A 24,307-nucleotide genomic window follows, 5' to 3' on the forward strand; every position below is an offset into this window, starting at 1 on the left:
AGTGACGCCGGCATCGTGAGTGCCGGCACCGTGAGTGCCGGCACGGACGGTCTCGGGGTCAGCCAGCCGTCTCGTCGAGCACGCGCTGGACAGCGCGCAGCAGCGCCGTGTGCGCACCGATGGGGTCACCAAGATTGGCACCGGCGAACGCTCCGTCGCGGGCGAGGAAGAAGTCGTCGGCCGCGTCACCTGGACGCGCGTGGCCCATGCCGCGGAACAGATCTTCCAGAGCGGCGCCGTACCACTCGCGGTGGGTGGTGACCGCTTGGCGAACCGGGTGGCTCGGGTCGGCGAATTGCGCGGCGGCGTTGATGAATGGGCAGCCGTGAAAGCCTTGGCGGGTGACCTGGGTGGAGATCTCGGCAACGATGCCGCGGAGCCGCTGTTCAGGCGTGTCGTAGCGCTTGTCGATGGACGCCAGAAAGTCGCGAGCAATGCGGTCCCGGCCCTCCAGATACACCACGATGAGGGCGTCCTTGGAGCGGTAGTACTTGTAAAACGTCGCCTTGGTCACCTTGGACTCGCTGATGATGCGGTCGACGCCGACCGTGTGCACTCCCTCGGCGTAGAACAGCCGGTCTGCCGTGGCGAGGATTCGCACCTTCGCGTGGGTCGCGGGTCGTGCCACCGTGTCGGTCAGTTGAACCATCCGGTCAACTCCTTTGTCCTGTCGGGCCAGATATGAGGTTGTGGTCGGGTGACTGGGGTAGACCCCACACCGCGTGTCCAGACTGTAGCACAGACTAGACAGACTTGTCTGTCGGCATTCGGGGGTCGGCGAGAGTCTTTCCGCTCGGTGCCGTGGCGGCGGGCAGGGCGGGCCGGTGCCTGACGTAAGCTGGATCAGATATGAACGGTGCTGTTGAATTTCCTCTGGACGTGCCCGAACTCTCATTTCTGGCGGCCGGTGACGCGCTGGTTCGGCGCACCGTACTTCCCAGCGGTGTGCGAATCCTCAGCGAGCGGGTGCCGGGCAGTCGCAGCCTGACCATCGGTTACTGGGTAGCCGTGGGCTCGCGCGACGAGCTGCCGGGACATTTCGGTTCGACGCACTTTCTCGAGCACCTGCTTTTCAAGGGCACGCCCTCGCGCACGGCCTTCGACATCGCCATTTCGTTCGATGAGGTCGGTGGTGAGCACAACGCGATGACGGCGAAGGAATACACCTGTTACTACGCCAAGGTGCAAGACAGAGACCTGTCGATGGCTGTCGAGGTCCTCACCGACATGATGACATCGTCGGTCCTCGACCCCGCCGAGTTTGAGACAGAGCGCGGGGTCATCCTTGAGGAACTCGCGATGGCCGACGACGATCCGTCCGACGTCGCCAACGAACGCTTTTTCGAAGCGGTGCTCGGCGAGCATCCGCTCGGCCGCCCCATCGGTGGGAGCCCCGACACGATTCGTTCCGCCACTCGATCCGCCGTCCATGAGCACTACCAGGCGAATTATCGGGCACAGGACCTGGTGGTGTCGGTCGCCGGTGCCGTCGACCACGACACGCTCGTGTCTGACGTGGTCAGCGCCCTCGAACGCGCGGGCTGGGACCTGAGCATTCCCGCGACCCCGGTCAGCCGCCGTTCGGGCGCCCCGGCACGCATCACTCAGGGCAAGCCCATCACGATCGTGCACCGCCCTCTCGAGCAGGCCAACCTGCTTATCGGTATGCCCGGGCTGCTGGCGACGGATGACCGCCGTGTCACGATGAGCGTGTTGAACTCCATCTTCGGGGGTGGAATGTCGTCGCGGCTTTTTCAGGAGGTGCGCGAGAAGCGCGGCCTGGCCTATTCGGTCTATTCCTTCGCCCCCGGGTATTCCGATGCCGGCCTGTTCGGCATGTACGCGGGTTGTTCCCCGGCTAAAGCCAGCGAGGTAGCCTCCCTTATGCTGAGCGAACTCCACCGGCTGGCGGATCACGGCGTCACCGACGATGAGATGCGCCGCGCGGCCGGTCAGCTGTCCGGGGCATCCGCTCTCGCACTGGAAGACTCCGATACCCGCATGTCACGTCTGGGGCGTTCCGAGATCACGATCGGAGAATTCGCCGACCTCGACGAGGCACTGCGTCGCCTCGCGCTCGTCACCGCTGAGGACGTGCGGCAGCTGGCCCTCGAGCTGGTCAGTGGCCCCGTGTCGATCGTCGCGGTCGGTGCACTGGACGACGACGCGTTCGACGGCATCCTCCCCGCCCACACCTGATTCTTTTCGTTTCTTCCCGTCATCCGCCCGCTTCACGGCAGGCCGCACAAAACCGAAAGGGCCAACGATGCCCCAGTATCTTTACCTGGTTCGCCACGGCGAGCAGATGGATGCCGAGCACGGCCTGCAGGACGGCCCACTGTCCCCCCGCGGCAAGCGACAGGCGCAGCTGATCGCGGAACGTCTGGGCGGAGTGCCGTTCACGAGTGCCTGGCATTCTCCCCTGCAGCGGGCGGAAGAAACCGCCACCATCATCGCCGAACGGCTGCCCGCGCTCGTGTCGGAACCCTCACCGCTCCTGATGGATTGCATTCCCTCCGGGCGCGCGACGGAAACCCCCTCGGCCTACGACCCGTTTTTTGGATCGGTCACGGACGAAGACATCGACGCCGGCCGCGCCCAGATGGAAGACGCCGTCGCGGAGTTCCTGCAGCCACGCCGCCGGCAGCGACACGACCTGCTCATCACGCACAACTTCGTGATTGCCTGGTTTGTGCGTGAGGTGTTGGGCGCTCCCGACTGGCGCTGGGTCGGAATCAACCAGGCTCACTGCGGGCTCACCGTGCTGCAGCAGAAACCGGGGCGACCCTGGACGCTGGTGACCCACAACGACCTCGGCCATCTGCCCGTGGAATTGCGCACGGGCTTGCCGGAGCCGTTGTTGTTCTAGCATCAGCGCCGAGTCAGTCGAGCTCCTTGCCGTACCAGTTGGTGGCGTTGGGGTTGTCGTTGTAGGCGGCGATGCTCTCGTAACCCGAACTGAGGTACAGGCCGGCGGCGGCGGCCAGGCTCGCATTCGTGTCGAGCACGAGGTCCTCCGCACCGAAGAGCCGGGCACGCCGCTCAAGCTCGGCGAGCAGCAGACGGCCCCAGCCTCTCCCGCGCGCCCGCGGCTGCACCCACACATGCTTGACCTCGTAGCGCACGCGGTCGGCGGGGGAGTCCGCAATGCGGCGGACGCCGCCGCACCCCACCGGATCCGCGGCGTCACCGAGCAGAAGGAACACACCGAGCGGCGGCACGAACTGCTCCGGCGCCGGAAAGCTGGGCCGATAGACGCCCTGGGCAGCGGGAAAAGACAACGCGCGGTCGCCGAAGTATTCGGTGAGCAGCGCGGCGGCTCGGGGATCCGCGACGGAAACGTCCGTGAAGTGTGGCATGACCCAAGGCTACGACGCGTGCGCCCGCCTCTCACCACGGTGGGGCTTGGTAGATTGGCAGTATGACAACGAGGGTGGCCGTAATCGGCGCAACAGGCAAGATGGGCCGGATGGTCTGCGACCTCATCGAGCAGACCGACGGCTACGAGCTCGTGGCCCGACTGAGTTCGAGCAGCAGCCTCGACGAGATGATCGGAGCGGATATCGCGGTCGACCTCACGCGCCCCGGCGTCAGCCAGGCCGTGGTCGAATTCGCCCTAGACCACGGCCTCCGGGTTCTCGTGGGAACCTCGGGCTGGTCGCAGGACCGCATCAGCTCGCTCGCGCATCGACTCGGCGACCGCGACGACGTCGGAGTCGTCATCATCCCTAACTTCTCTCTCGGCTCCGCATTGGCCACGGCGTTCTCCGCCCTCGCCGCCCGATTCTACGACTCGATTGAAATCGTCGAGGCCCATCAGGCCGGCAAGGTGGATTCGCCGTCCGGCACAGCCGTGCGCACCGCCGAGCTGATCGGCAAGGCGCGCGCGAGTCGCGGCCCGGTTTCGGCGCCCCACACCGACCAGCGGGCGCGCGGCCAGCAGGTCTCCAACGTTCCCGTGCACAGCCTGCGCCTCGAGGGGCTCCTCGCCCGCCAGGACGTCTTCCTCGGCGGAACCGGGGAGACGCTGACCATCAGCCACAACACGCTCTCACAGGACGCCTACGCGCAGGGCATCATGCTGTCCCTCGACGCCACCCGCGAGGCCCGCGGCGTGACCGTGGGGCTCGACCAGATCGTCGACCTCGGGTTGAGCCTCCCGGGAGCCACCGCATGAAGGGCCGCATCGCCGTCGGCTTCATGTCGCTGCTGCTCGTGCTCTACCTCGTTCTCATGGGCTGGCGGGCGGTGCTGTTCATCCAGAGTGGGGAACCGGTCGGCATCATCATCGGTCTGGCCCTTCTCGTACTGCCGATCATCGGCTTCTGGGCGCTGCTGCGGGAGATCCTGTTCGGCATCCGGTCGGAGCGCCTTGTGCACCTTCTGGAGGCCGAAGGCGGACTTCCCGTCGATGACCTGCCGCGCCGTCCGAGCGGACGTCCCTACCGGGAGGCAGCGGATGCCGAGTTTCCCCAGTACCAGGCCGAGGCCGAGGCTGAACCGGACAACTGGCGGGCTTGGCTGCGGCTCGGTTTCGCCTACGACGCCTCCGGCGACCGCAAGCGCGCCCGTCGCTCCATCCGCACGGCCATAGCGCTCGAGCGCGCCCCGCACTAGCCGGAACCACCGGTCGTGAGTCGCTGGTCGAGGCGCGAGGAACGAGCGATCGAGGCCTGGTGGGGTGCTGTCGTGTCGGGTGTGAGCGTTGGCTTGCGGGGTCTCGGTCGCTCCTTCGTCGCGCCTCGACCGGCGGGGTGCTTGCGTTGGTCGAGGTGCGAGGCGCGAGCGATCGAGACCCGGCCCGCCGCGCCGGGCTGCGTCGTTGGTCGAGGCGCGAGGTACGAGCGATCGAGACCCGGTGACTCGCTCCGTGGGGCTGGCCGGGTGTGCCCGTTGGCGCGCGTGGTCTCGATCGCTCCTTCGTCGCGCCTCGACCGGCGGGGGTGCTTACGTTGGTCGAGGCGCGAAGGAGGGGCTATCGAACTGGTCGGTGCCTTGACGGTGCGGCGCGCGTCATTCTCGGGAGACGAGCAGAATTCGGAAACCCTTGCTGATGGCCTCCCGCGAGACCGCGTACTCATCGCTCAGCTCGGCCTCGAGCCAGCGCTGGAGGGAATCGGAGCCGAGGTTGCGCTGCACGACGAGCCAGGCGTCCGCTTCGGACTCCAGGCGCGGCAGCCAGGTGGTCATCAGATTGTGGAGTTCGTCCTTGCCAACGCGGATGGGCGGGTTCGACCAGATCGTTCGAAAACGGATGTCCGCGGGCACGTCGGCAGGCTGGACCGCCCGAATGTTCGTCAGCCCGAGTGCGGCCGCGTTCGTACGCACGAGATCGAGCGCGCGCTCGTTCACGTCGACTGCCCAGATGGTGGCTTCCGGGGACGCGAGGGCGAGGTGCAGGCTGATCGGTCCCCAGCCGCATCCGAGGTCGAGGACGTCGCCCGTGGCCGGCGGGGCCGGTGCGTACTTGATCAGCACCTCGGTGCCGGTGTCGATGTGGCCGGGGCTGAAAACGTTGTTCGCGGTGGTGACCTCCCGGGTGACACCGCCGAGCTCGACGGTGATCGTTCGCGTGCGCAGCTCGGTGCCGGGCGCGGGGGAGAAGTAGTGGTCGGATGACATAAGTGGAACCTATCCGAGTTCATTGAACTAGAGTTAAAAGAATGGTTGATCCAATCGTGCCCCATGATGAAGACGATGTCGTAGCCCGCGTGCTCGCGAGCGCCGAAACCCGTGCCGCCGGCTACTCATTGTTCCGCAGTGGAAGCGCTCAGGCGCTGCAGGCGGAATCGACGTCCGGCGCGCCGGAGTACAACGAACACGACGGCGAACAGACCCAGCGTGAGGACCGCAATGCCCTGCGCCGCGTCGGCGGGCTCTCCACCGAGCTGCAGGACGTCACCGAGGTCGAGTACCGGCAGTTGCGCCTCGAGAACGTCGTGCTCGTCGGCGTGTACACCCATGGCACGGTTGACGACGCCGAAAACTCGATGCGGGAGCTCGCCGCCCTCGCGGAGACCGCCGGGGCCACCGTGCTCGACGGCCTGCTGCAGCGCCGCGCGACGCCGGACCCCAGCACGTACCTCGGCAAGGGAAAAGCCCAGGAAGTGGCCGACATCGTCAAGGCCATGGGCGCCGACACCGTGATCGCCGACACCGAGCTCGCGCCCAGCCAACGACGCGCCCTCGAGGACGTGGTCAAGGTCAAGGTCATCGACCGCACCGCCGTCATCCTCGACATCTTCAGCCAGCACGCCACGAGCCGTGAGGGCAAAGCGCAGGTTGAACTCGCGCAGCTCGCCTACCTCCTTCCCCGCCTTCGCGGCTGGGGCGACTCGATGTCGCGCCAGGCCGGTGGCCAGGTCGGTGGCGCCGGCGCCGGAATGGGTTCCCGTGGCCCCGGTGAGACCAAGATCGAACTCGATCGCCGTCGTATCCACACCCGCATGTCTCGCCTGCGCAAGCAGATGATCGAGATGAAGCCGGCGCGGGAGGCAAAGCGGGCCAACCGCAAGCGCAATGCCGTGCCCTCCGTCGCGATCGTCGGGTACACGAACGCCGGCAAGTCGAGCCTGCTCAACCGCATCACCCGTGCGGGCGTACTCGTGGAAAACTCCCTCTTCGCCACCCTCGACGCCACCGTGCGCAAGTCCACGACCGAAGACGGCCGCCTGTACACCCTCACCGACACGGTCGGATTCGTGCGCAACCTGCCCCACCAACTGGTCGAGGCCTTCCGCTCGACGCTGGAGGAGGTCGCCGACGCCGACGTCATCGTTCACGTCGTCGACGGGTCGCACCCCGACCCCGTGGCGCAGCTCTCGACCGTGCGCGACGTCATCTCCGAGGTCGGCGCCCGGCACATTCCGGAACTCGTGGTCTTCAACAAGAGCGACCTGATCAGCGAGGACGAACGGCTCGTGCTGCGCGGTCTTGAGCCCAAGGCCACGTTTGTGTCTGCCCGCAGCGGCGAGGGCATCGAGACCGTTCTTGCGGCCATCTCCGCGCTGCTGCCCACGCCGCAGATCGAACTCGACCTGCTCATTCCCTACGACCGCGGCGACCTGATTGCCCTCCTGCACGACGACGGCCGGGTTGTCTCGACGGAATATGTGGAAGCCGGCACGCGGGTGCACGCGTTCGTCACGCCGGAGATTGAGCCACAGTTCACGCCATTCGTGGCTTTGCCGGCGGTCACCGCCTGAGTTTCTGACCACCCTGCGCAGCCGAGAGCTGCCGCGTCGACAGTCGTCCTCCCGTCGGGAGGGCGACTTGTGTCGTTTCGGGGGCTCGAGTCGACTTCTGGCGTCACACTCTGGCACGACGACGGATGGTGTTATAGGTTCGATCCAATCGTTGCCTTCGGATCTGTCCGCTCGGCATGGAGCGACAGCCGAGCCCGGCACCCGCCCGCGAGTCTCCGCCGGATATCTCCGGCGGTTCGCGGCCGCCCGGCCGCACTGCACACCGCTTCTGCCGAATGAGGAGACCATGACCGAGACGCGAACGAGCCCCACGAGCGCGACCACCGGCGTGCCGTTCTCGTTCGAGCTCTATCCGCCGAAGACGGATGCCGCCGCGACCGCGTTGCACACCACCATCGATCACCTGGCCGCCGCCGGACCCGAATTCCTGTCCGTGACCTACGGGGCCAATGGGTCGAGCCGCACGTCGTCACTCGACCTGCTGCGCTACATCCTCGCGCACACCGACGTGGACCCGATGGCCCATCTCACCTGTGTGGGGTCCTCACACGCCGAAGCGAGCGTGTTGATCCGGGAATTCCTCGATGTCGGAATCCGCAGCTTCCTCGCCCTGCGCGGAGACCCGCCGCAGGGGGCCGTGGAGGGCGAGTCTTTCCTCGGCGATCTGCACAGCGCCGCCGAACTGGTGCAGCTCATCCACGGTGTGCAGACCGAGCGCGTGCCGTATCGCGAGACCGTGATTCCCGGCCTTCCCGACGCCCGCAGCGTCAAGACCGAACCGGTGAAGGTGCGGATCGCCGTTGCGGCATTCCCGAACGGACACCCGCGGTCGCGGTCCACGACGCAGGACATCGACACCCTCCTGGCCAAGCAGGCCGCCGGCGCGAACCTCGCGATCACCCAGCTGTTCTTCCACGCGGACGATTTCCTGTGTTTCAGCCAGCGCGCCCGCCAGGCCGGAGTGGAGTTCCCCATCCTCCCGGGCATCATGCCCGTGACCAGCCCGGGTCGGCTGCGCCGTATCCTCGAGCTCTCCGGCGAGCCGCTCCCGTCCGAGTTGTCGATCAGCCTCGAGGTTGAACCGACAATCGAAGGCCAGCGTGAGATCGGCATCGAGCACGCCGCGCGGCTCGCCGCGGACGTGCTCGCCGGCGGCGCTCCCGGCGTGCACCTGTACGCCTTCAACCAGCATGAAACCGTGCTCGAGGTGCTGCGTCGCTGCGGCGCCCTCCCCACAGCCACCAGCCACCGTTCCCCCGCTTCCATCCACCCCGCCGCGCACTCCGCGGCCCACAACGTCAGGGAATCAGCATGACCACCACCGCAGAGTTTCCGTCCGGCACCATCCTGGGTTACCCGCGCATCGGGCGCCGCCGTGAGCTGAAGAAGGCCGTCGAGGCGTTCTGGGCCGGGTCGATCACCGCCGCCGAACTGGAAACAACCGCTGCCCAGCTCCGCGGCGCCACGCGAGAGCGTCTCGCGCAGCTCGGACTGGGGCGCACGGACTCGGCCATTCCCGAGTCCTTCTCCTTTTACGATCAGGTGCTCGACACCGCCGTAACCGTGGGCGCCGTTCCCGCTCGTTTCGCTGCCCTGGTGGGCGCCGATGGCCGGATCGACCTCGCGGGTTATTTCACGCTCGCACGCGGCGAAGGCGACAACCTCCCGCTTGAAATGACCAAGTGGTTCGATTCCAATTACCACTACCTCGTTCCCGAGATCGGCCCGGAGACCGTGTTCTCACTCGCCAGTGACCGCATCGTGCGTGAATTCGTGGAGGCGAAGGAGGCGGGATTCATCACGAGGCCCGTCATCGTCGGCCCGCTCACCTTCCTGCTGTTGAGCAAGGCGAGTGATGAGGCTCCCGCGGGTTTCGAGCCCCTCTCCCGCCTTGACGACCTTCTGCCCGTGTATGCCGCGTTGCTGGACCGCCTCGCGGCCGTCGGTGCCCTCTGGGTGCAACTGGACGAGCCCGGGCTCGTGAGCGAGAGCAGTGACGTTCCGCGGGAGGACACCCTTCAGGCCCTGGCATGGGCCTACGCCGCACTGGGCCGGTTGGCACGTCGCCCGGCCATTTTCGTCGCCGCGCCTTACGGCAGCCTCGATGACGCCCTCCCGGTGCTCGCCGCCACGCCGGTGGAGGCAATCGGGCTCGACCTGGTGCGGGGAACCGTGCCCGAACCAACCCCGGGCCTGGCCGACAAGGTTCTGGTGGCCGGCGTGATCGATGGCCACAACATCTGGCGCGGTGACCTGGGCGCGGCACTCGACCGAGCGGTGGCCCTGCGAGAGCTGTCGCCAACCGTGGCCGTCTCCACGTCCACATCGCTGCTGCACGTTCCGCACGATGTCGCCGACGAATCGTCGCTCGGAGAGCCCCTCAGCAGCTGGCTCGCCTTCGCCGACCAGAAGGTCGGTCAGGTGCACACGCTGGCCCGGGGCCTCCTGCTGGGCGCCGGGGCCGTCGAGCAGGAGCTGGGCGCAGCGGATGCCGCCCTCGCGACCCGCCAGGCTGCCCCGGGCGTGCGTGACGGGGCCGTGCGCGGGCGCGCCGCAGCGTTGACAGACGCTGACTTCTCCCGCGGTGAGTACGCCATCCGGCTGAAGGCCCAGGAGGCGGCGTTGGGATTGCCGCTGCTCCCGACGACGACCATCGGCTCGTTCCCGCAGACCCCGGACATCCGCCGGGCTCGTGCCCGTTTTCTCCAGGGCACCGTGACCGAGCACGAGTACCGCACCCTGATGCAAGCGGAGATCGCCCGCGTCGTTGAGCTTCAGGAAGAGATCGGGCTGGACGTCCTCGTGCACGGCGAGCCGGAGCGCAACGACATGGTGCAGTATTTCGCGGAGAATCTCGATGGTTTCGCCGTCACCGAGAACGGCTGGGTGCAGTCCTACGGCAGCCGCTGCACGCGGCCGTCGATTCTCTGGGGCGATGTGTCGCGTCCGAAGCCGATCACCGTGGAGTGGTCGAGCTACACCCAGGGGCTGACCGCGAAGCCGGTCAAGGGCATGCTGACCGGACCGGTCACCATCCTCGCGTGGTCGTTCGTTCGTGACGATCAGCCCCTGGGCGAGACCGCCCGCCAGGTAGCCCTCGCCCTGCGCGACGAGATCGGGGATCTGGAGGCCGCGGGAATCGGCATCGTGCAGGTCGATGAGCCCGCCCTGCGCGAGTTGCTTCCGCTGAAGACGAAGGACCACGCCGAGTACCTCGATTGGTCGGTCGGATCCTTCCGCCTTGCCACGGCCGGCGTCGCCGACACGACGCAGATTCACACTCACCTGTGCTACTCAGAGTTCGGCGTTGTTCTCGAGGCCATCGCGAATCTGGACGCCGACGTCACGAGTATCGAGGCGGCGCGGTCGCGCATGGACGTCGTGCATGACATCGAGGCTGGCGGATTCGACCATGGAATCGGTCCGGGGGTATGGGACATCCATTCCCCGCGGGTGCCGGGCGTCGCGGAAATCACCGAACTCCTGGAGACAGCGGTGGGGGCGATCCCTGCGCGTCAGGTATGGGTGAACCCGGACTGCGGACTCAAGACGCGCGGGTACGCGGAGACCGTGGAGTCGCTGCAGAACATGCTCGAGGCCACGCGCATCGTGCGCGAACGCATCGGGGCAGCGGTCAACGCGTAGCCGACGACGACGGGGGACCGCCGCTATTTCCAGCGACGGGCGGTCCCTCCGAGGAACTGCGCGTATCCGACGAGCGAGGCGATCGAACAGAAGACCTGGTAGACGAGCAGGAACAAGAGATAGCCGCGGAGGTTTTTCCGCACGAAGAGGCCCAGCGGGCCGAACACTCGGGTGCGTTGGTAGTGACGCAACCCGCCGTAAATGATCAGGGTTGCGGGAATCACGGTGAGGGCCCATAACGAGACGATCGTCGGGTCGCCGAAGAAGACAAAAAGCACGAGTCCCGGAAGCCAGATGAGGGCATAGCCGATGTCCAGCAGGGGGATGAGGAGGTTGATTCCGGCGATCAGACCGGCGAGCTTGCGCGTCTGGCGCCACGGCGGAACGGCGCGGATGCCTTCCAGCATGCCCCGGGCCCAACGGGCACGCTGGCGCATGAAGTGTTTCAGGGCGCCCGGGGCATCGGTGAACGCCACCGCGGTGGGCTCGAAGATCACCCGGTCGCCCTGCTCGAGCAGTTTCCAGGTCATCACGATGTCTTCGCCGATGGCGTCGGGCCAGCCGCCGATGTCACGCACTCTCTCGGTGAGGTAGACGGAGAAGGCGCCCTGGGCCACCAGCGTGGACTGGAAGAGACCCTGCATGCGCTTCACCCCGGCAATGCCGAGGTAGTAGTCCCACTCCTGCATGCGGGTGAGCAGGTTCGTGCGTGAATTGCGAACGAGAACCGTTCCGGCCACGGCCACCGTGTTCGGCGGAGCGGACTCCAGCCGGGAAATCAGGCGACGCAGGGCGTCCCGATGCAGAAGGGTGTCGGCATCCACCGTGATGACGTATTCCGTCGTCACGTGCGTGAGGGCTGTGTTGAGGGCGTTCGACTTGCCGGCGCGTTCCTCCCGCACGATCGTCAGGTTAATGCCGACCTCGGTGGCCGCGATCTGGGCGAATCGCGCCGTGTCGTCGGTTGAACCGTTGTCGGCCAGGATGACGCGCACGGGTCCGGCGTAGTCCGTTCGCGCGAGGCACCGGATGGTCTCCGCGATTCCGCCCTGCTCATTGCGGGCGGCGACAATGATCGTCAGCGGGCTGGTCGGATCGAGAACCCGAAGGGGCGGCTGTCGATCGAGGATGAGCGACATGGCCATGAGGGCCACCACATACCCAGGCAGATAGGCCACGAGCGACACGATGATCCAGGCGGCGGGCGCTCCGAACGAGGTCGTGAGATCGTCGATCCAGGCTGGCTCAGCCATACCGCAATCGACGTCCAGAGCACCGCGAACGTGACGGCGATCACGTATTTGGTCGTCACCGACAGGTAGAAACGCTTGAAGTGAGCGGGGCGAGCCAGGTCGGAGGCCGGTGCCGGAGCGTGGGGTTCGCTTGACGTGGGGCTGTGCGGCGAGGCCGTCTCGGACATCTGTTTCCCTGCTTGCGTGGTGGCGCCTGAACGCCATGGTTCGCAGAACGGAGATAACAGTGTTCGGCGGCTCAGTACTGACAATACGTCAGGACTGGCTGATTAGAGCCAATCTCCCAGAAAAAAACAGATGCACGGCTTCCAGAACAAGTCCCCGTTGGAGGGTCATTTCTGCGGACCCAAGACCCGGCGCGTGCGCTCGCGTCTAGACAGAACGCAGGACAGCCACGACCTTGCCGAGAATCTCGGCGAAGTCACCGACGATGGGCTCAAAATTCGTGTTGCGGGGGAGCAGCCACGTGTGCCCGTCACGCTGACGGAATACCTTCACGGTCGCCTCGCCATCGAGCATTGCGGCGACGATCTCGCCGTTCTCGGCGGTCTTCTGCTGACGGATGACGACCCAGTCCCCGTCGCAGATGGCAGCGTCGATCATCGACTCGCCGATGACCTTCAGCATGAAGAGTTCGCCCTTGCCCACGAGCTGACGGGGAAGCGGAAAGATCTCGTCGATCTGCTGCTCGGCCATGATCGGAACGCCGGCCGCGATGCGCCCGACGAGGGGAACCATGGCCGCGTCGCCGACCTGCATGGGGCTGTGGAAGGTCTCGCCGTCGCGCACTCCCGGATCGTCAGCGGCACGGGGAACCTCAATGAGCACCTCCAGTGCGCGGGGACGATTCGGATCCCGCCGCAGGTAACCGCTCAGCTCGAGCTGGTTGAGCTGGTGGGTGACGCTGGACAGCGAGGCGAGACCGACAGCGTCGCCGATCTCCCGCATGCTCGGCGGATACCCGCGCTGGCTCACCGACCGCTGAATCACATCGAGAATGGCGAGTTGTCGTTCGCTCAGGCTCTTGCGGCGCCTGGTGCCGCCCTTGTCCTGGGAACCGCTGGTGTCTTTCGTCACGTTGTTGCTCCTCGAGTCGGTCCCGGTGTGGTGCTAAATGCGCCGCTCCGCGGGAATGTCGGTGGTGTCTGGTGAGGTGGGAAAAGAACAAATCCTCTATCGAAACTTTATCCAGTTTGCACGCTCGTCACAAACATCTATTCGAGCATGTCGCGAATATTTTCTGGGAAAAGGCGCATAAAGGGTTGATTGTTCGAATATTCGAAGATACATTCGGAACATAGTTTCGCATTCGGTTCTCCCGGCCGAGAGCCGAATGCGGAACTGCACGACTCACACCTGGAGGTTCAACATGAGCGTAATCACGAGCACCACGATGGCAACCCCGCGAATTCGCCTGACCCGACGCGGACGGGTCGTACTCATGGCTCTGGTGGCGTCCCCCCTCGTCGCCGCCGCGATTGTCCTGGCCCTGAATGGCGGCGGCGCCTTCGCTGCCGGTCCCGCCAACGGTGCGGGCGACGGTGCCCTGCGCACGGAGCTCGTGTCGTTCACGTACGTGACGGTGTCTTCGGGGGAGTCCCTCTGGGACGTGGCCCAGAGCATCGCGCCCACAGCGGACCCCCGCGATGTCATCGTCGACATCATCAGCCTGAACCAACTGTCGACTGACTCAGTGCAGCCCGGCCAACGCCTCGCCCTCCCCGCCGGCTACTAGTAACACGAGGCGGCAGAGCGATCGCCGCCGCCGCACGGCCGTAGCATGGGAGAGTGATTAGTCTCAGCGATCTTCCCCTGCGCGATGACCTGCGTGGTCAAATTCCCTATGGAGCCCCGCAGCTGCACGTGCCGGTTGCTCTCAATGTCAACGAGAACACCCACCCCATCCCCGAGCCGGTGGCACTCGATATCGTGCGCGCGCTTGCTCAGGCCGTGCTCACCGTGAATCGCTACCCCGACCGGGAGTTCACCGAGCTGCGCGAACGACTCGCCGCCTATCTGGGTCACGGGCTCACCCTCGACAACATCTGGGCAGGGAATGGCTCCAACGAGGTGCTTCAGCAGGTGCTGCAGGCCTTCGGCGGGCCGGGCCGTTCGCTGCTCGGGTTCGCGCCCACGTATTCGATGTACTCGATCCTCGCGTCAGGCACCGGGACAGCGTGGATCGCCGGAGATCGGGATGCCGACTACCGGCTCTCACCGGAAACCGCCGCCGACTGGGTCACGCGCACCACGCCCGACCTCGTCTTCCTGTGCTCGCCGAACAACCCCACCGGTACGCCGCTGTCGCTTGAGACGATTGAAGCCGTCTACGAGGCGAGCACGGGAATTGTCGTCGTCGACGAGGCCTACGCCGAATTCAGCCCGGTCGGCACACCGAGCGCGCTTACCCTCCTGCCGGGGCGTGAGCGCCTGCTCGTGTCTCGCACCATGAGCAAGGCCTTCGCCTTTGCCGGTGCGCGCGTGGGCTATCTCGCCGCCGATCCCGCCGTCACCGACGCCCTGCGGCTCGTTCGCCTTCCGTACCACCTCTCCGCGCTGACCCAGGCGGCCGCGAATGCGGCGCTGGGGCACACCGACGAGATGCTCGCCATGGTCGACGATATCCGCGGGCAGCGCGACCGTCTGGTGACGGAGCTGACGCGCCTCGGCTACACGCCGCACGACAGCGGAAGCAACTTCGTTCTTTTCGGCGGCGTTGCGGACCCGCACGCCACGTTTGAGGCGCTCCTGGCAGAAGGGATCCTGATTCGCGACATCGGAATCGCCGGTCACCTGAGGGTGACGGCGGGTACGCGCGCCGAGACGACGGCATTTTTGGCTGCTCTGGAACGCCTCGGTGGGGCGACCGGGGCCGAAGCCGAATAAACTAGGGTCATGAGCTCTTCGTCAACGCCGGCCGCGCCGCGCATCGCCCACCTGCAGCGCGAGACCAGCGAGTCGAGCATAGAGCTGTCGCTCAACCTGGATGGAACCGGGGTGAGTGACATTCACACCACGGTGCCGTTCTTCGACCACCTGCTGACAGCATTTGCGAAGCACTCGCTGACCGACCTGACCGTTCGCGCGCACGGTGACATCGAAATCGACGTTCATCACACGGTCGAAGACGTGGGCATCGTACTCGGTCAGGCCATTAAGCAGGCCCTGGGCGATAAGTCCGGAATTGCCCGGTACGGTGACGCCCTGGTTCCGCTCGATGAGGCTCTCGCCCAGGCGGTCGTTGACGTGTCCGGTCGACCGTATCTCGTGCACACCGGTGAACCAGCCGGCTTTGAGTTCCACCTGATCGGCGGGCACTTCACCGGCTCGATGGTGCGCCACGTCTTCGAGGCAATTGCCTTCAACGCCGGTCTCACGGTGCACGTGACCGTGCTGGGCGGCCGAGACCCGCACCACATCGCCGAGGCCGAGTTCAAGGCCTTCGCCCGGGCCTTCCGTCTCGCCAAGGCGCTTGACCCGCTCGTGACCGGTGTCCCGTCCACGAAGGGCGCTCTGTGACGCGCGTCGTCGTCTTCGACTACGGAACGGGCAACGTTCACTCGGCCGTCAAGGCCCTGGAATTGGCCGGCGCCGACGTCACGCTGACCCACGATCGCACGCTGGCCCTCGAGGCCGACGGGCTCGTGGTGCCCGGTGTGGGTGCCTTCAGCGCGGTCATGACCGCGCTGAAGTCCGTGCGTGGCGATGAGATCGTGGACCGACGTCTCGCGGGTGGGCGCCCCGTGTTGGGGATCTGCGTCGGGATGCAGGTGCTCTTCGAAGACGGTGTCGAGCGCGGCGTCGATACCGCGGGACTCGGCGAATGGCCCGGCAGCGTTACCGAGCTCCCGGCTCCGGTGCTGCCGCACATGGGGTGGAACACGGTCACGGCCGATCCGGCATCGCAGTTGTTCCGGGGCATCGAAGAGGAACGGTTCTACTTCGTGCACTCGTACGCCGCCCAGTCGTGGACCCTCGACGTGCAGCCGCCGTTCCCGCAACCGCGTCTCACGTGGGCGGAGCACGGCGCGCCTTTCCTTGCGGCGGTCGAAAACGGGCCGCTCTCGGCCACTCAGTTCCATCCGGAGAAGTCCGGGGAGGCGGGCATTCGCCTGCTGTCGAACTGGCTCGCCACCCTGAAGAACTAGGCCTCGTTCACCCGCCCAGTCTTCAGACCACATCTTTGTCACACAATCGAGGAAATCCATGAGTGAGTTCAACAAGACCCCCCGTCTCGTGCTTTTGCCGGCCGTCGACGTCGCCGACGGCAAGGCCGTGCGCCTGACCCAGGGGCGCGCCGGAACCGAGACGAATTACGGAACGCCCGATGACGCCGCCGCGGATTGGGTTCGTCAGGGCGCGGAGTGGATTCACCTCGTTGACCTCGATGCCGCTTTCGGCCGGGGAAACAACACGAGCGTGATCAAGAAGGTCATTCGCCAGGTGAAGGGCGTCAACATCGAGCTGTCGGGCGGAATCCGCGACGACGAGTCACTCGAGGCCGCCTTGAGCACGGGCGTCGAACGCATCAACCTCGGCACCGCTGCCCTCGAAAACCCTGAATGGGCCGCGAGCGTCATCGCCCAGTACGGCGAGGCCGTGGCCGTGGGACTCGACGTGCGTGGCACGACCCTCGCCGCTCGTGGCTGGACCAAGGACGGCGGCGACCTCTGGCAGGTTCTCGAGCGTCTTGAGGCCGCCGGCTGCCCCCGTTATGTCGTGACCGACGTCACCAAGGACGGCACCCTGCAGGGGCCGAACATTGACCTCCTGCGCCAGATCCTCGACAAGACCCGCCGACCGGTGATCGCCTCGGGTGGCGTGTCGAGTCTCGATGACCTGATCGCGCTGCGCGAGCTCGTGCCGCTGGGCCTCGAAGGCGCCATCGTCGGAAAGGCACTGTACGCCGGCGCCTTCACCCTCGCCGAGGCCCTGGATGTCTCGGGCTCGTAACCTCGGTTCCACCGGCCGGCCGGGCGGACCGGAGGGCTCTGGCGAGTCTGTCGGTCCGGGTGGTACCGATTCCGCCGGCCAGCCCTGGGCCGGGCGCGCCTTTGAAACGAATGAGAGCGCGGATGACGACGGGTTGGCCCCCGAGGCCCTGATCGCCGCCCTGCGCCTCTTCCACGCGCGCGAAGCCGGCGAAGAAGGTGTCGTCGAGGCCATCCGAGTGTCCCGGCTCCTGATACCGCTCGTCACCGCTCTCGGCGAGGCCGGCGAGAATGAGCGCGGCGTGACGATCGACAAGACTCAGGAACTGTCGATTATCACGGTTGCCGGCCCCGACGGGCGGAATGTGCTGCCCGCTTTCACCTCCACCGCCGCCATGACGGCCTGGAATCCTGACGCTCGTCCGGTGCCGGCGGACGCCGTGCGGGTGGCCCTCGCTGCAGCACAGGAGAACACGGACCTCGTCGTGCTCGACCCGATGTCGCCGACCGAGTACGTCATTCGGCGCCCGGCCCTGTGGGCCATCGCCCAATCCGTGCCGTGGACGCCGAGTTACGCGAGCGTGCCGGTACGGGCGGCGTTTGAGGCATCCGTAGCCACGGAGCTATCCGTGCTCGGCGTGCAACTCGTGGCGGGGGATCCCGGCGCCCTGTTGAGCGGACCCGAACTCATCGTGCGCCTCGAGTTGATCGACGGTCTCACCCAGGCCGAACTCGACGCGACGCTCGCCCGTCTGGCCACACGCTGGTCCGAGAACGATCTGATCGCCACGGGCGTCGATTCGCTGCGGGTGCAGCTCGTCGCGTCTGTCTGACAGTGGGTGGAGCCAGAATAGAACCATGACGGTGCTTGATCGGTTTTCGCCCGCGACCCGGGCGTGGTTCGACGAGGCCTTCGCGGCGCCCACCGCGGCGCAGCTCGGCGCCTGGCAAGCCGTCTCGGGTGGAGCGCACGCCCTCGTGGTGGCGCCCACCGGCTCAGGCAAAACACTCGCCGCGTTTCTGTGGGCCATCGACCGGCTCGCGGCGCGGGCCAACGAGCCCGCCGCCGTGCCGGCCGCTGTCCCGTCGACGCGGGTGCTGTACATCTCACCGCTCAAGGCCCTCGGGGTCGACGTGGAGCGCAACCTGCGAGCCCCGCTCGTGGGAATCACCCGGGCCGCGGAGCGACTGGGGCTCCCGGCGCCGCAGGTAACCGTGGGCGTGCGTTCGGGCGACACACCCGCCGCCGAACGCCGAACCCTCGTGAAGTCCCCGCCCGATATCCTCATCACGACTCCTGAGTCCCTGTTCCTCCTGCTCACCTCGGCCGCACGGGAATCCCTGCGCGGGGTGGACACGGTCATCATCGACGAGGTGCATGCCGTGGCGGCGAGCAAGCGGGGCGCCCATCTCGCCGTGTCCCTGGAGCGGCTCGACGCGCTGCTCGCCAAGCCGGCCCAGCGCATCGGCCTGTCGGCCACGGTACGCCCGCACAGCGAGGTGGCACGGTTCTTGGGCGGCAGCGCTCCCGTGCAGATTGTGGCGCCGCCCGCGCCGAAGCGGTTCGACCTGCGGGTTGTCGTGCCGGTCGACGATATGAGCCAGCTGGGCCCGGTGGCGCCGCGCGAGGGGTCGACCTCGGCATCGTCGGCGCAGACCGGGTCGATCTGGCCGCACGTCGAAGAGGCCATCGTCGATGAGGTGCTCGCGCACTCCTCGTCCATCGTGTTCGCCAATTCGCGGCGTCTCACCGAACGTCTCACCGCCCGGTTCAACGAGATCTACGCGGAACGGCTGGCGGATGCGGCGGAGGTCGACGGCGACGTGACCTCGGCATCCGCTCCGCGCCCGAGGCCGCCGGCCGAGTTGCTCGGGGCCAGCGGCCAGACCGCAGGTGCCGAGGCCGTGCTCGCGCGCGCGCACCACGGCTCGGTGAGCAAGGAACAGCGTGCCCTGATCGAAGACGACCTCAAGGCAGGGCGGCTGCGGTGCGTTGTCGCCACCTCCACCCTCGAACTCGGCATCGACATGGGCGCCGTCGATCTCGTGGTGCAGGTGGAGTCCCCACCGTCGGTGGCCAGCGCGCTGCAGCGCGTGGGGCGAGCCGGCCACCAGGTGGGGGAGATCTCCCGTGGGGTGATCTACCCCAAGCACCGGGCCGACCTCATCCACGCCGCCGTCACGGCCGAACGCATGTTGACCGGTCAGATCGAATCCTTGCGGGTGCCCACCAACCCACTGGACATCCTCGCCCAGCAGACCGTGGCGGCCGTCGCGCTCGACGAGATCGACGTGGAGGAGTGGTTCGAGACCCTGCGCCGCAGCGCGCCCTTCGCGAGCCTGCCGCGCTCCGCCTACGAGGCCACCCTCGATCTGCTCGCCGGCCGGTATCCCTCAGACCAATTCGCCGAGCTGCGCCCGCGCATCATTTGGGACCGGGTGGCCGGTACGCTCTCCGGACGCCCGGGGGCGCAACGGTTGGCCGTGACCAGCGGTGGCACGATTCCTGATCGCGGGCTTTTCGGCGTCTTCATGGTGGGCGGTGATGCGGTGGGCGGCAAACGCGTCGGTGAACTCGACGAAGAAATGGTCTACGAGTCCCGGGTGGGCGACGTCTTCGCGCTCGGCACCACGAGCTGGCGCATCCAGGAGATCACCCACGACCGCGTGCTCGTGCTCCCGGCATTCGGGGAACCCGGCCGCCTGCCGTTCTGGAAGGGCGACGGGCAGGGCCGCCCCGCCGAACTCGGCGAAGCCATTGGAGTGTTTGTTCGCGAGGTCTCCGCGCTGTCCGGCGACGCCGCCCGCGCGCGCTGCGCCGACGCCGGCCTCGGCGAGCGGGCGATCACCAACCTGCTCGCCTTCCTGAACGAGCAACGCGCGGCCACCCGGCACCTGCCGACCGATCGCACCCTGGTGATCGAACGGTTCACCGACGAACTCGGCGACTGGCGGGTCATCCTCCATTCCCCGTACGGTATGCAGGTTCATGCGCCGTGGGCCCTTGCCGTGGGAGCACGGGTGCGAGAGCAGTTCGGCCTCGACGGCAACTGCGTGGCGAGCGATGATGGCATCGTCGTGCGCATCCCCGACACGGGAGCCGAACCGCCCGGCGCCGACCTCTTCGTCTTCGACCCCGACGAGCTCGAGCAGATCGTCACGGAACAGGTGGGGGGTTCCGCCCTGTTCGCCTCCCGCTTTCGCGAGTGCGCCGCCCGGGCGCTGCTCCTGCCGCGCTACAACCCCGGCTCCCGCTCGCCGCTCTGGCAACAGCGGCAGAAGGCCGCGCAACTGCTCGACGTGGCCCGCGAGTACCCGACGTTCCCCATCATCCTCGAGACCGTGCGCGAGTGCCTGCAAGACGTCTACGACCTGCCGGCGCTGGCCCGGCTGGCGAAGCAGATCGAATCACGGGCGATCCGCCTGATGGAGGTGCACACGGATGCCGCGAGTCCGTTCGCGAGCACCCTGCTGTTCGGCTACGTAGCCGCGTTCATGTATGAGGGGGACACGCCGCTCGCCGAGCGGCGTGCGACGGCCCTGTCGATCGATTCGAGCCTGCTGGCCGAGTTGCTCGGGCGGGTCGAACTGCGCGAACTTCTCGACCCCGTGGTGATTGATGCCACCGATCAGGAACTGCAGCGTCTCGCGCCCGACCGGCGGGCACGGGGCCTGGAGGGCGTTTTTGACCTGATGCGAGGGCTGGGCCCGCTCACCCTCGACGAGTTCGGCCCGCGCCTGTCGGAGGGCGTGGAATCCGAGCTGGTCGGGCACCTCGCCGCTCTTGTCGAGGCGAAACGGGCGGTGAGCGTGAGCTTCGCGGGCCGCGACTGGTGGGCGGTGATCGAGGATGCAAGTCGATTGCGAGACGCCCTCGGGGTACCGCTTCCGCTCGGCCTCCCGCGCATCTTCAGCGAGGGCGTCGCGGATCCGCTTGGTGACCTCGTGAGCCGCTACGCCCGCACGCACGGTCCGTTCACGACAGAGGCGGCGGCGGAGCGTTTCGGCCTTGGTACGGCGGTCATGCAGCAGGCACTGCGGCGGCTCGCCGATTCCCGGCGCATTGTGGAGGGCGAGTTTCGACCCAACGGCACCGGCAGCGAGTGGTGCGACGCCGAGGTGCTGCGCCGACTGCGCCGGCGTTCGCTCGCTGCCCTCCGCCACGAGGTCGAACCCGTCGATCAGGTCACCATGGCCCGCTTCCTGCCGGAGTGGCAGCACGTGGGCGGGCGACTGCGCGGAGTCGACGGAGTGGCCGCCGTGATCGAACAACTTGAAGGCGCACGCATCCCCGCCTCGGCCTGGGAATCGCTCATCCTGCCGGCCCGCATCGAGGGCTATCTGCCGGGCATGCTCGATGAGCTGACGAACGCGGGCGAGGTGATTTGGGCAGGAGCGGGCTCCCTCGCCGGGAATGACGGGTGGATCAGTCTTCACCTGGCCGAAACGGCGCCGCTGACCCTTCCGCCGCCGCTCGACCGGGACCTCACGCCACTGCAGCAGGAGGTTCTCGCGACCCTGGGCGGTGGAGGCGGCTATTTCTTCCGCCAGCTCTCCGATGCCGTGGGCAATAAAGTGGATTCCGAGCTGGTCGACGCGCTCTGGGACCTGGTCTGGGCCGGGCTGATCAGCAACGATACCTTCGCCCCGATGCGCTCCCGCCTGAACGGCGGTCGACCCTCCCACAAACCCAGCCGCTCGGCGCCTCGCGCACGGATGCACCGGGGCGGCTCCGTGCCGCGCTCCGCGCTGCCCACCCGTGGCGGCCCGCCCACCGTGTCCGGGCGGTGGTCGATCCTTCCGCTCGCCGACACCGTGGCCACCCGGCGGGCCCATGCCCTCGGGGAAACCCTGCTCGAACGGTACGGCGTCGTCACGCGGGGCGCCGTGCAGGCGGAGGGCATCGTCGGCGGATTCGCCCTCGTGTATCGCACCCTCAGCGGCTTCGAAGAGACCGGACGCTGCCGCCGCGGCTACTTCATCGACGGACTCGGCGCCGCGCAGTTCGCGGGCGGCGGCACCATCGACCGGCTGCGGTCCTTCGCGGCCTCCTCGGAGGGCGCCGGTCGGCGGCATCCGGTGGCCCTCACCCTCGCGGCCACCGACCCCGCCAATCCGTACGGAGCCGTATTGCCCTGGCCGCCCCTCGCCGAGGGCACCGGCCATCGCCCCGGGCGCAAGTCCGGTGCCGTCGTGGTTCTCGTGGACGGCGTGCTCGTGCTCTACATCGAACGCGGCGGCAAAACCGTGCTGTCGTATTCGGTCGACGATGAGGTTCTGGCGAAGGCGGCCACGAGCCTCGCGGACGTGGTGACGGCCGGCCGCATCGACAAGGTCGCCGTGGAAACCGTCGATGGTGTGTTTGTGATCGGCACCGTCGTCGGCACCCAGCTGCAGCGCGCCGGGTTCACGCTCACCCCCAAGGGGCTGAGGCTGAGTGCCTGAGGGTGACACCGTCTACCGGGAGGCTCACGCGCTCGACGCAGCCCTGAGTGGAACCGTCATCGTCGGCTGCGATATCCGTGTGCCGGAATTCGCCACCGTCGACCTCACGGGGGAGACCGTGCGCGTCGTCGCCAGTCGCGGAAAGCATCTGCTGATGCGCACGGACAGTGTCAGCGTGCACTCCCATCTGAAAATGGAGGGCTCCTGGCACCTCTATCGGCCCGGCACGGCCTGGCAGCGGCCGGCATTTCAGGCCAGGATCGTGCTGCGAACGGCGGACTGGACTGCCGTGGGGTTCGATCTGGGCGTGCTCGAACTGATGCCTCTCGCTACGGAGGCCGCCGAGCTCGGCTATCTGGGACCAGACCTGCTCGGCGCCGACTGGGACGCCGCCGAAGCCGTGCGGCGGTTGACGGAGCGGCCGGAGGTTCCGGTGGCCGTGGCGCTGGCCGACCAGAGAAACCTCGCCGGCCTCGGCAACGTGTACGTGAACGAACTCTGCTTCCTGCGCGGGCTCCTGCCCACCCGACCCACCGGCGAGGTGGCGGATGTGCCCGCGCTGGTAAGCCTGGCCCATCGCCTGATCATGGCCAATCGAGACCGGGTCGAACGCACCACGACCGGCAACACCCGACGCGGTGCCCGGCTCTGGGTCTACTCCCGTAATGCCCAGCCCTGTCGACGCTGCGGCGCTCGAATCCGCCGATCACAGATCGGCCGCACCGAGCTGGAGCTTCGGGACACCTACTGGTGTCCCCGCTGCCAGACCTGAACCATCCCGCTGGTCGAGGAACGCCGTCTACGGCGTGTCTCGAGGCCCCGCTGCCAAACCTGAACCCTCCCGCTGGTCGAGGAACGCCGTCTACGGCGTCGGTTGTCGAGCTGGTCGAGACACGGGCCCCGCGAGCCGACTCTCAGACTCGGCTCGCGGGGCCCGACCGGGGGACTCCCGCGCTAGCGGCGGGAGTCTCCCGCGGCATCCGTCTTGGCCCAGTAGTTGCCCAGGATCGTGAGGGCGGCGAAGTCGCCGATCAGCACGAACCAGACCCACGGGCCCGGCAGAATCGTGAACGACAGCACGAGGGCCACGAAATAGCCGATGAAGAGAACGTAGAAGATCCGTCGTCTCTCGGGAGTGGCCATCTGCGCGAGTTTGGCGTCGCGTCGGAACGGGATGAGAAGGCGAAGGTCCACCGGGCTAGTTGACCGGACCGGTGTACTTCTCGCCCGGGCCCTCGCCGATCGGGTCGGGGATGGTGGATGCCTCGCGGAAGGCGAGCTGAACCGAGCGCAGGCCATCCCGCAGGCTGCGGGCGTGCATGTCGGAGATTTCGGGAGCCGCTGCCGTCACCAAACCGGCGAGGGCGGTGATGAGCTTGCGAGCCTCGTCCAGGTCGGTCTGCGTGCTCGGGTCATCGGCCAGTCCGACCTTCACGGCCGCGGCGCTCAGCAGGTGTACTGCCGCCGTGGTGATGATCTCCACCGCTCCCACATCCGCGATGTCCCGTGTTGCTTGGGCGGTCTCTTCGTCGTAATTGGTACTCACTGCCATCCTCTGCTAGAGTTATGTCGGTTCCGAGACATCAGTCTCGGTACGAAAGTGGAGAATCTCCCACCCGCGCTTGACCGCTTCATAAAGGTTACCGGGTAGTTAGCACTCCGTCGTCGCTCGCTGGTTTCCAGAGGTCGAAGGCAGCCAGGGTGCCGTGTGGTTGGTTGAGCAAGTGAGCTCGACCGAATGCTCGTGATTTTCCTCTCTTCGTCCCCAGCCGGTATCCGCCGGCTTGTTGTAGCCACGAAGTTAACCAAGAGGAGAGACGCATCAGCG

At 67.2% G+C, this 24,307-nt stretch carries 22 protein-coding genes; 15 read left to right on the forward strand and 7 right to left on the reverse strand.

Features of this window, described 5'->3' with window-relative positions:
• Positions 1-58 precede the first annotated feature (58 nt).
• Positions 59-649 (reverse strand): TetR/AcrR family transcriptional regulator, encoded by a 591-nt coding sequence (locus JF66_RS04290; RefSeq protein ID WP_035875625.1) that lies wholly within the window; start codon positions 647-649, stop codon positions 59-61.
• 200 nt (positions 650-849) lie between these two features.
• Here JF66_RS04290 and JF66_RS04295 point away from each other — a divergent pair, with 200 nt between their 5' ends.
• Positions 850-2,199, forward strand: a complete 1,350-nt coding sequence (locus JF66_RS04295; RefSeq protein ID WP_035875628.1) for a pitrilysin family protein — start codon at positions 850-852, stop codon at positions 2,197-2,199.
• Positions 2,200-2,266: 67 nt separating this feature from the next.
• Positions 2,267-2,869: a histidine phosphatase family protein gene (locus JF66_RS04300; RefSeq protein ID WP_035875629.1), complete on the forward strand. Its 603-nt coding sequence runs from the start codon at positions 2,267-2,269 to the stop codon at positions 2,867-2,869.
• Between the two features lie 13 nt (positions 2,870-2,882).
• Here JF66_RS04300 and JF66_RS04305 read toward each other — a convergent pair whose 3' ends face one another.
• Positions 2,883-3,359, reverse strand: a complete 477-nt coding sequence (locus JF66_RS04305; RefSeq protein ID WP_035875631.1) for a GNAT family N-acetyltransferase — start codon at positions 3,357-3,359, stop codon at positions 2,883-2,885.
• A gap of 62 nt (positions 3,360-3,421) precedes the next feature.
• Between JF66_RS04305 and dapB the strand changes: the two genes are divergently transcribed.
• Together dapB and JF66_RS04315 are read left to right on the forward strand one after the other, a co-directional pair.
• A complete protein-coding gene (gene dapB, locus JF66_RS04310; RefSeq protein ID WP_035875633.1) occupies positions 3,422-4,177 on the forward strand; it encodes a 4-hydroxy-tetrahydrodipicolinate reductase in 756 nt (251 codons plus the stop codon).
• Positions 4,174-4,617 carry a hypothetical protein gene (locus JF66_RS04315; RefSeq protein WP_035875635.1) on the forward strand — a complete coding sequence of 148 codons (444 nt, stop codon included), beginning with the start codon at positions 4,174-4,176 and terminating at the stop codon, positions 4,615-4,617. The genes dapB and JF66_RS04315 overlap by 4 nt, the downstream gene beginning before the upstream one ends.
• Positions 4,618-5,013: 396 nt before the next feature.
• Here the strand turns inward: JF66_RS04315 and JF66_RS04320 are convergent, their stop codons facing one another.
• Positions 5,014-5,622: a class I SAM-dependent methyltransferase gene (locus JF66_RS04320; protein ID WP_035875637.1), complete on the reverse strand. Its 609-nt coding sequence runs from the start codon at positions 5,620-5,622 to the stop codon at positions 5,014-5,016.
• A 41-nt stretch (positions 5,623-5,663) separates the two neighbouring features.
• Here JF66_RS04320 and hflX point away from each other — a divergent pair, with 41 nt between their 5' ends.
• The 3 genes from hflX (at position 5,664) to metE (ending at position 10,850) form a co-directional block, all read left to right on the forward strand.
• Complete coding sequence (gene hflX / locus JF66_RS04325) at positions 5,664-7,205, forward strand: GTPase HflX (protein WP_035875638.1); 1,542 nt, start codon at positions 5,664-5,666, stop codon at positions 7,203-7,205.
• A gap of 286 nt (positions 7,206-7,491) precedes the next feature.
• The gene (locus JF66_RS04330) at positions 7,492-8,520 is read left to right on the forward strand and encodes a methylenetetrahydrofolate reductase (protein ID WP_051973113.1); all 1,029 of its coding nucleotides are present in this window, start codon (positions 7,492-7,494) and stop codon (positions 8,518-8,520) included.
• Positions 8,517-10,850 (forward strand): 5-methyltetrahydropteroyltriglutamate--homocysteine S-methyltransferase, encoded by a 2,334-nt coding sequence (metE, locus tag JF66_RS04335; RefSeq protein WP_156109654.1) that lies wholly within the window; start codon positions 8,517-8,519, stop codon positions 10,848-10,850. The genes JF66_RS04330 and metE overlap by 4 nt, the downstream gene beginning before the upstream one ends.
• Before the next feature lie 23 nt (positions 10,851-10,873).
• On the opposite strand, the gene JF66_RS04340 is transcribed toward metE, so the two are convergent.
• Together JF66_RS04340 and lexA are read right to left on the reverse strand one after the other, a co-directional pair.
• Entirely contained in the window at positions 10,874-12,103 is a 1,230-nt protein-coding gene (locus tag JF66_RS04340) for a glycosyltransferase (RefSeq protein WP_197059318.1), read from the reverse strand.
• A gap of 372 nt (positions 12,104-12,475) precedes the next feature.
• A complete protein-coding gene (lexA, locus tag JF66_RS04345) occupies positions 12,476-13,180 on the reverse strand; it encodes a transcriptional repressor LexA (protein WP_035875643.1) in 705 nt (234 codons plus the stop codon).
• Between the two features lie 292 nt (positions 13,181-13,472).
• Between lexA and JF66_RS04350 the strand changes: the two genes are divergently transcribed.
• Genes JF66_RS04350 through JF66_RS04385 form a run of 8 tightly spaced genes read left to right on the forward strand, consistent with a single transcriptional unit; the run spans position 13,473 to position 23,251 of the window.
• Positions 13,473-13,838 (forward strand): LysM peptidoglycan-binding domain-containing protein, encoded by a 366-nt coding sequence (locus tag JF66_RS04350; RefSeq protein WP_035875646.1) that lies wholly within the window; start codon positions 13,473-13,475, stop codon positions 13,836-13,838.
• 53 nt (positions 13,839-13,891) lie between these two features.
• Entirely contained in the window at positions 13,892-14,989 is a 1,098-nt protein-coding gene (locus JF66_RS04355; protein ID WP_035875648.1) for a histidinol-phosphate transaminase, read from the forward strand.
• 9 nt (positions 14,990-14,998) lie between these two features.
• Positions 14,999-15,622 carry an imidazoleglycerol-phosphate dehydratase HisB gene (hisB, locus tag JF66_RS04360; RefSeq protein ID WP_035875650.1) on the forward strand — a complete coding sequence of 208 codons (624 nt, stop codon included), beginning with the start codon at positions 14,999-15,001 and terminating at the stop codon, positions 15,620-15,622.
• Positions 15,619-16,251 (forward strand): imidazole glycerol phosphate synthase subunit HisH, encoded by a 633-nt coding sequence (gene hisH, locus JF66_RS04365; RefSeq protein WP_035875652.1) that lies wholly within the window; start codon positions 15,619-15,621, stop codon positions 16,249-16,251. Before hisB ends, hisH begins: the two co-directional genes overlap by 4 nt.
• Before the next feature lie 58 nt (positions 16,252-16,309).
• A complete protein-coding gene (priA, locus tag JF66_RS04370) occupies positions 16,310-17,056 on the forward strand; it encodes a bifunctional 1-(5-phosphoribosyl)-5-((5-phosphoribosylamino)methylideneamino)imidazole-4-carboxamide isomerase/phosphoribosylanthranilate isomerase PriA (RefSeq protein ID WP_035875654.1) in 747 nt (248 codons plus the stop codon).
• Positions 17,040-17,867: an SseB family protein gene (locus JF66_RS04375; protein ID WP_081882139.1), complete on the forward strand. Its 828-nt coding sequence runs from the start codon at positions 17,040-17,042 to the stop codon at positions 17,865-17,867. The genes priA and JF66_RS04375 overlap by 17 nt, the downstream gene beginning before the upstream one ends.
• A gap of 25 nt (positions 17,868-17,892) precedes the next feature.
• On the forward strand, positions 17,893-22,479 hold the full coding sequence (locus tag JF66_RS04380) for an ATP-dependent helicase (protein ID WP_035875656.1): 4,587 nt from the start codon (positions 17,893-17,895) through the stop codon (positions 22,477-22,479).
• Positions 22,472-23,251, forward strand: a complete 780-nt coding sequence (locus JF66_RS04385) for a DNA-formamidopyrimidine glycosylase family protein (RefSeq protein ID WP_035875658.1) — start codon at positions 22,472-22,474, stop codon at positions 23,249-23,251. The genes JF66_RS04380 and JF66_RS04385 overlap by 8 nt, the downstream gene beginning before the upstream one ends.
• A 182-nt stretch (positions 23,252-23,433) precedes the next feature.
• Here JF66_RS04385 and JF66_RS04390 read toward each other — a convergent pair whose 3' ends face one another.
• Positions 23,434-23,673, reverse strand: a complete 240-nt coding sequence (locus JF66_RS04390) for a hypothetical protein (protein WP_035875659.1) — start codon at positions 23,671-23,673, stop codon at positions 23,434-23,436.
• A 4-nt stretch (positions 23,674-23,677) separates the two neighbouring features.
• The gene (locus tag JF66_RS04395; protein ID WP_231556288.1) at positions 23,678-24,025 is read right to left on the reverse strand and encodes a DUF1844 domain-containing protein; all 348 of its coding nucleotides are present in this window, start codon (positions 24,023-24,025) and stop codon (positions 23,678-23,680) included.
• Positions 24,026-24,307: the final 282 nt, after the last annotated feature.

Origin of the sequence: Cryobacterium sp. MLB-32 (assembly GCF_000738085.1) — a bacterium.
In the GTDB taxonomy this organism is placed as follows: domain Bacteria; phylum Actinomycetota; class Actinomycetes; order Actinomycetales; family Microbacteriaceae; genus Cryobacterium.

Coding starts and splice junctions, on each gene's coding strand:
- JF66_RS04290 (WP_035875625.1), bottom strand. CDS start 649: ATGGTTCAACTGACCGACACGGTGGCACGACCCGCGACCCACGCGAAG.
- JF66_RS04295 (WP_035875628.1), top strand. CDS start 850: ATGAACGGTGCTGTTGAATTTCCTCTGGACGTGCCCGAACTCTCATTT.
- JF66_RS04300 (WP_035875629.1), top strand. CDS start 2,267: ATGCCCCAGTATCTTTACCTGGTTCGCCACGGCGAGCAGATGGATGCC.
- JF66_RS04305 (WP_035875631.1), bottom strand. CDS start 3,359: ATGCCACACTTCACGGACGTTTCCGTCGCGGATCCCCGAGCCGCCGCG.
- dapB (WP_035875633.1), top strand. CDS start 3,422: ATGACAACGAGGGTGGCCGTAATCGGCGCAACAGGCAAGATGGGCCGG.
- JF66_RS04315 (WP_035875635.1), top strand. CDS start 4,174: ATGAAGGGCCGCATCGCCGTCGGCTTCATGTCGCTGCTGCTCGTGCTC.
- JF66_RS04320 (WP_035875637.1), bottom strand. CDS start 5,622: ATGTCATCCGACCACTACTTCTCCCCCGCGCCCGGCACCGAGCTGCGC.
- hflX (WP_035875638.1), top strand. CDS start 5,664: ATGGTTGATCCAATCGTGCCCCATGATGAAGACGATGTCGTAGCCCGC.
- JF66_RS04330 (WP_051973113.1), top strand. CDS start 7,492: ATGACCGAGACGCGAACGAGCCCCACGAGCGCGACCACCGGCGTGCCG.
- metE (WP_156109654.1), top strand. CDS start 8,517: ATGACCACCACCGCAGAGTTTCCGTCCGGCACCATCCTGGGTTACCCG.
- JF66_RS04340 (WP_197059318.1), bottom strand. CDS start 12,103: ATGGCTGAGCCAGCCTGGATCGACGATCTCACGACCTCGTTCGGAGCG.
- JF66_RS04350 (WP_035875646.1), top strand. CDS start 13,473: ATGAGCGTAATCACGAGCACCACGATGGCAACCCCGCGAATTCGCCTG.
- hisB (WP_035875650.1), top strand. CDS start 14,999: ATGAGCTCTTCGTCAACGCCGGCCGCGCCGCGCATCGCCCACCTGCAG.
- priA (WP_035875654.1), top strand. CDS start 16,310: ATGAGTGAGTTCAACAAGACCCCCCGTCTCGTGCTTTTGCCGGCCGTC.
- JF66_RS04375 (WP_081882139.1), top strand. CDS start 17,040: ATGTCTCGGGCTCGTAACCTCGGTTCCACCGGCCGGCCGGGCGGACCG.
- JF66_RS04380 (WP_035875656.1), top strand. CDS start 17,893: ATGACGGTGCTTGATCGGTTTTCGCCCGCGACCCGGGCGTGGTTCGAC.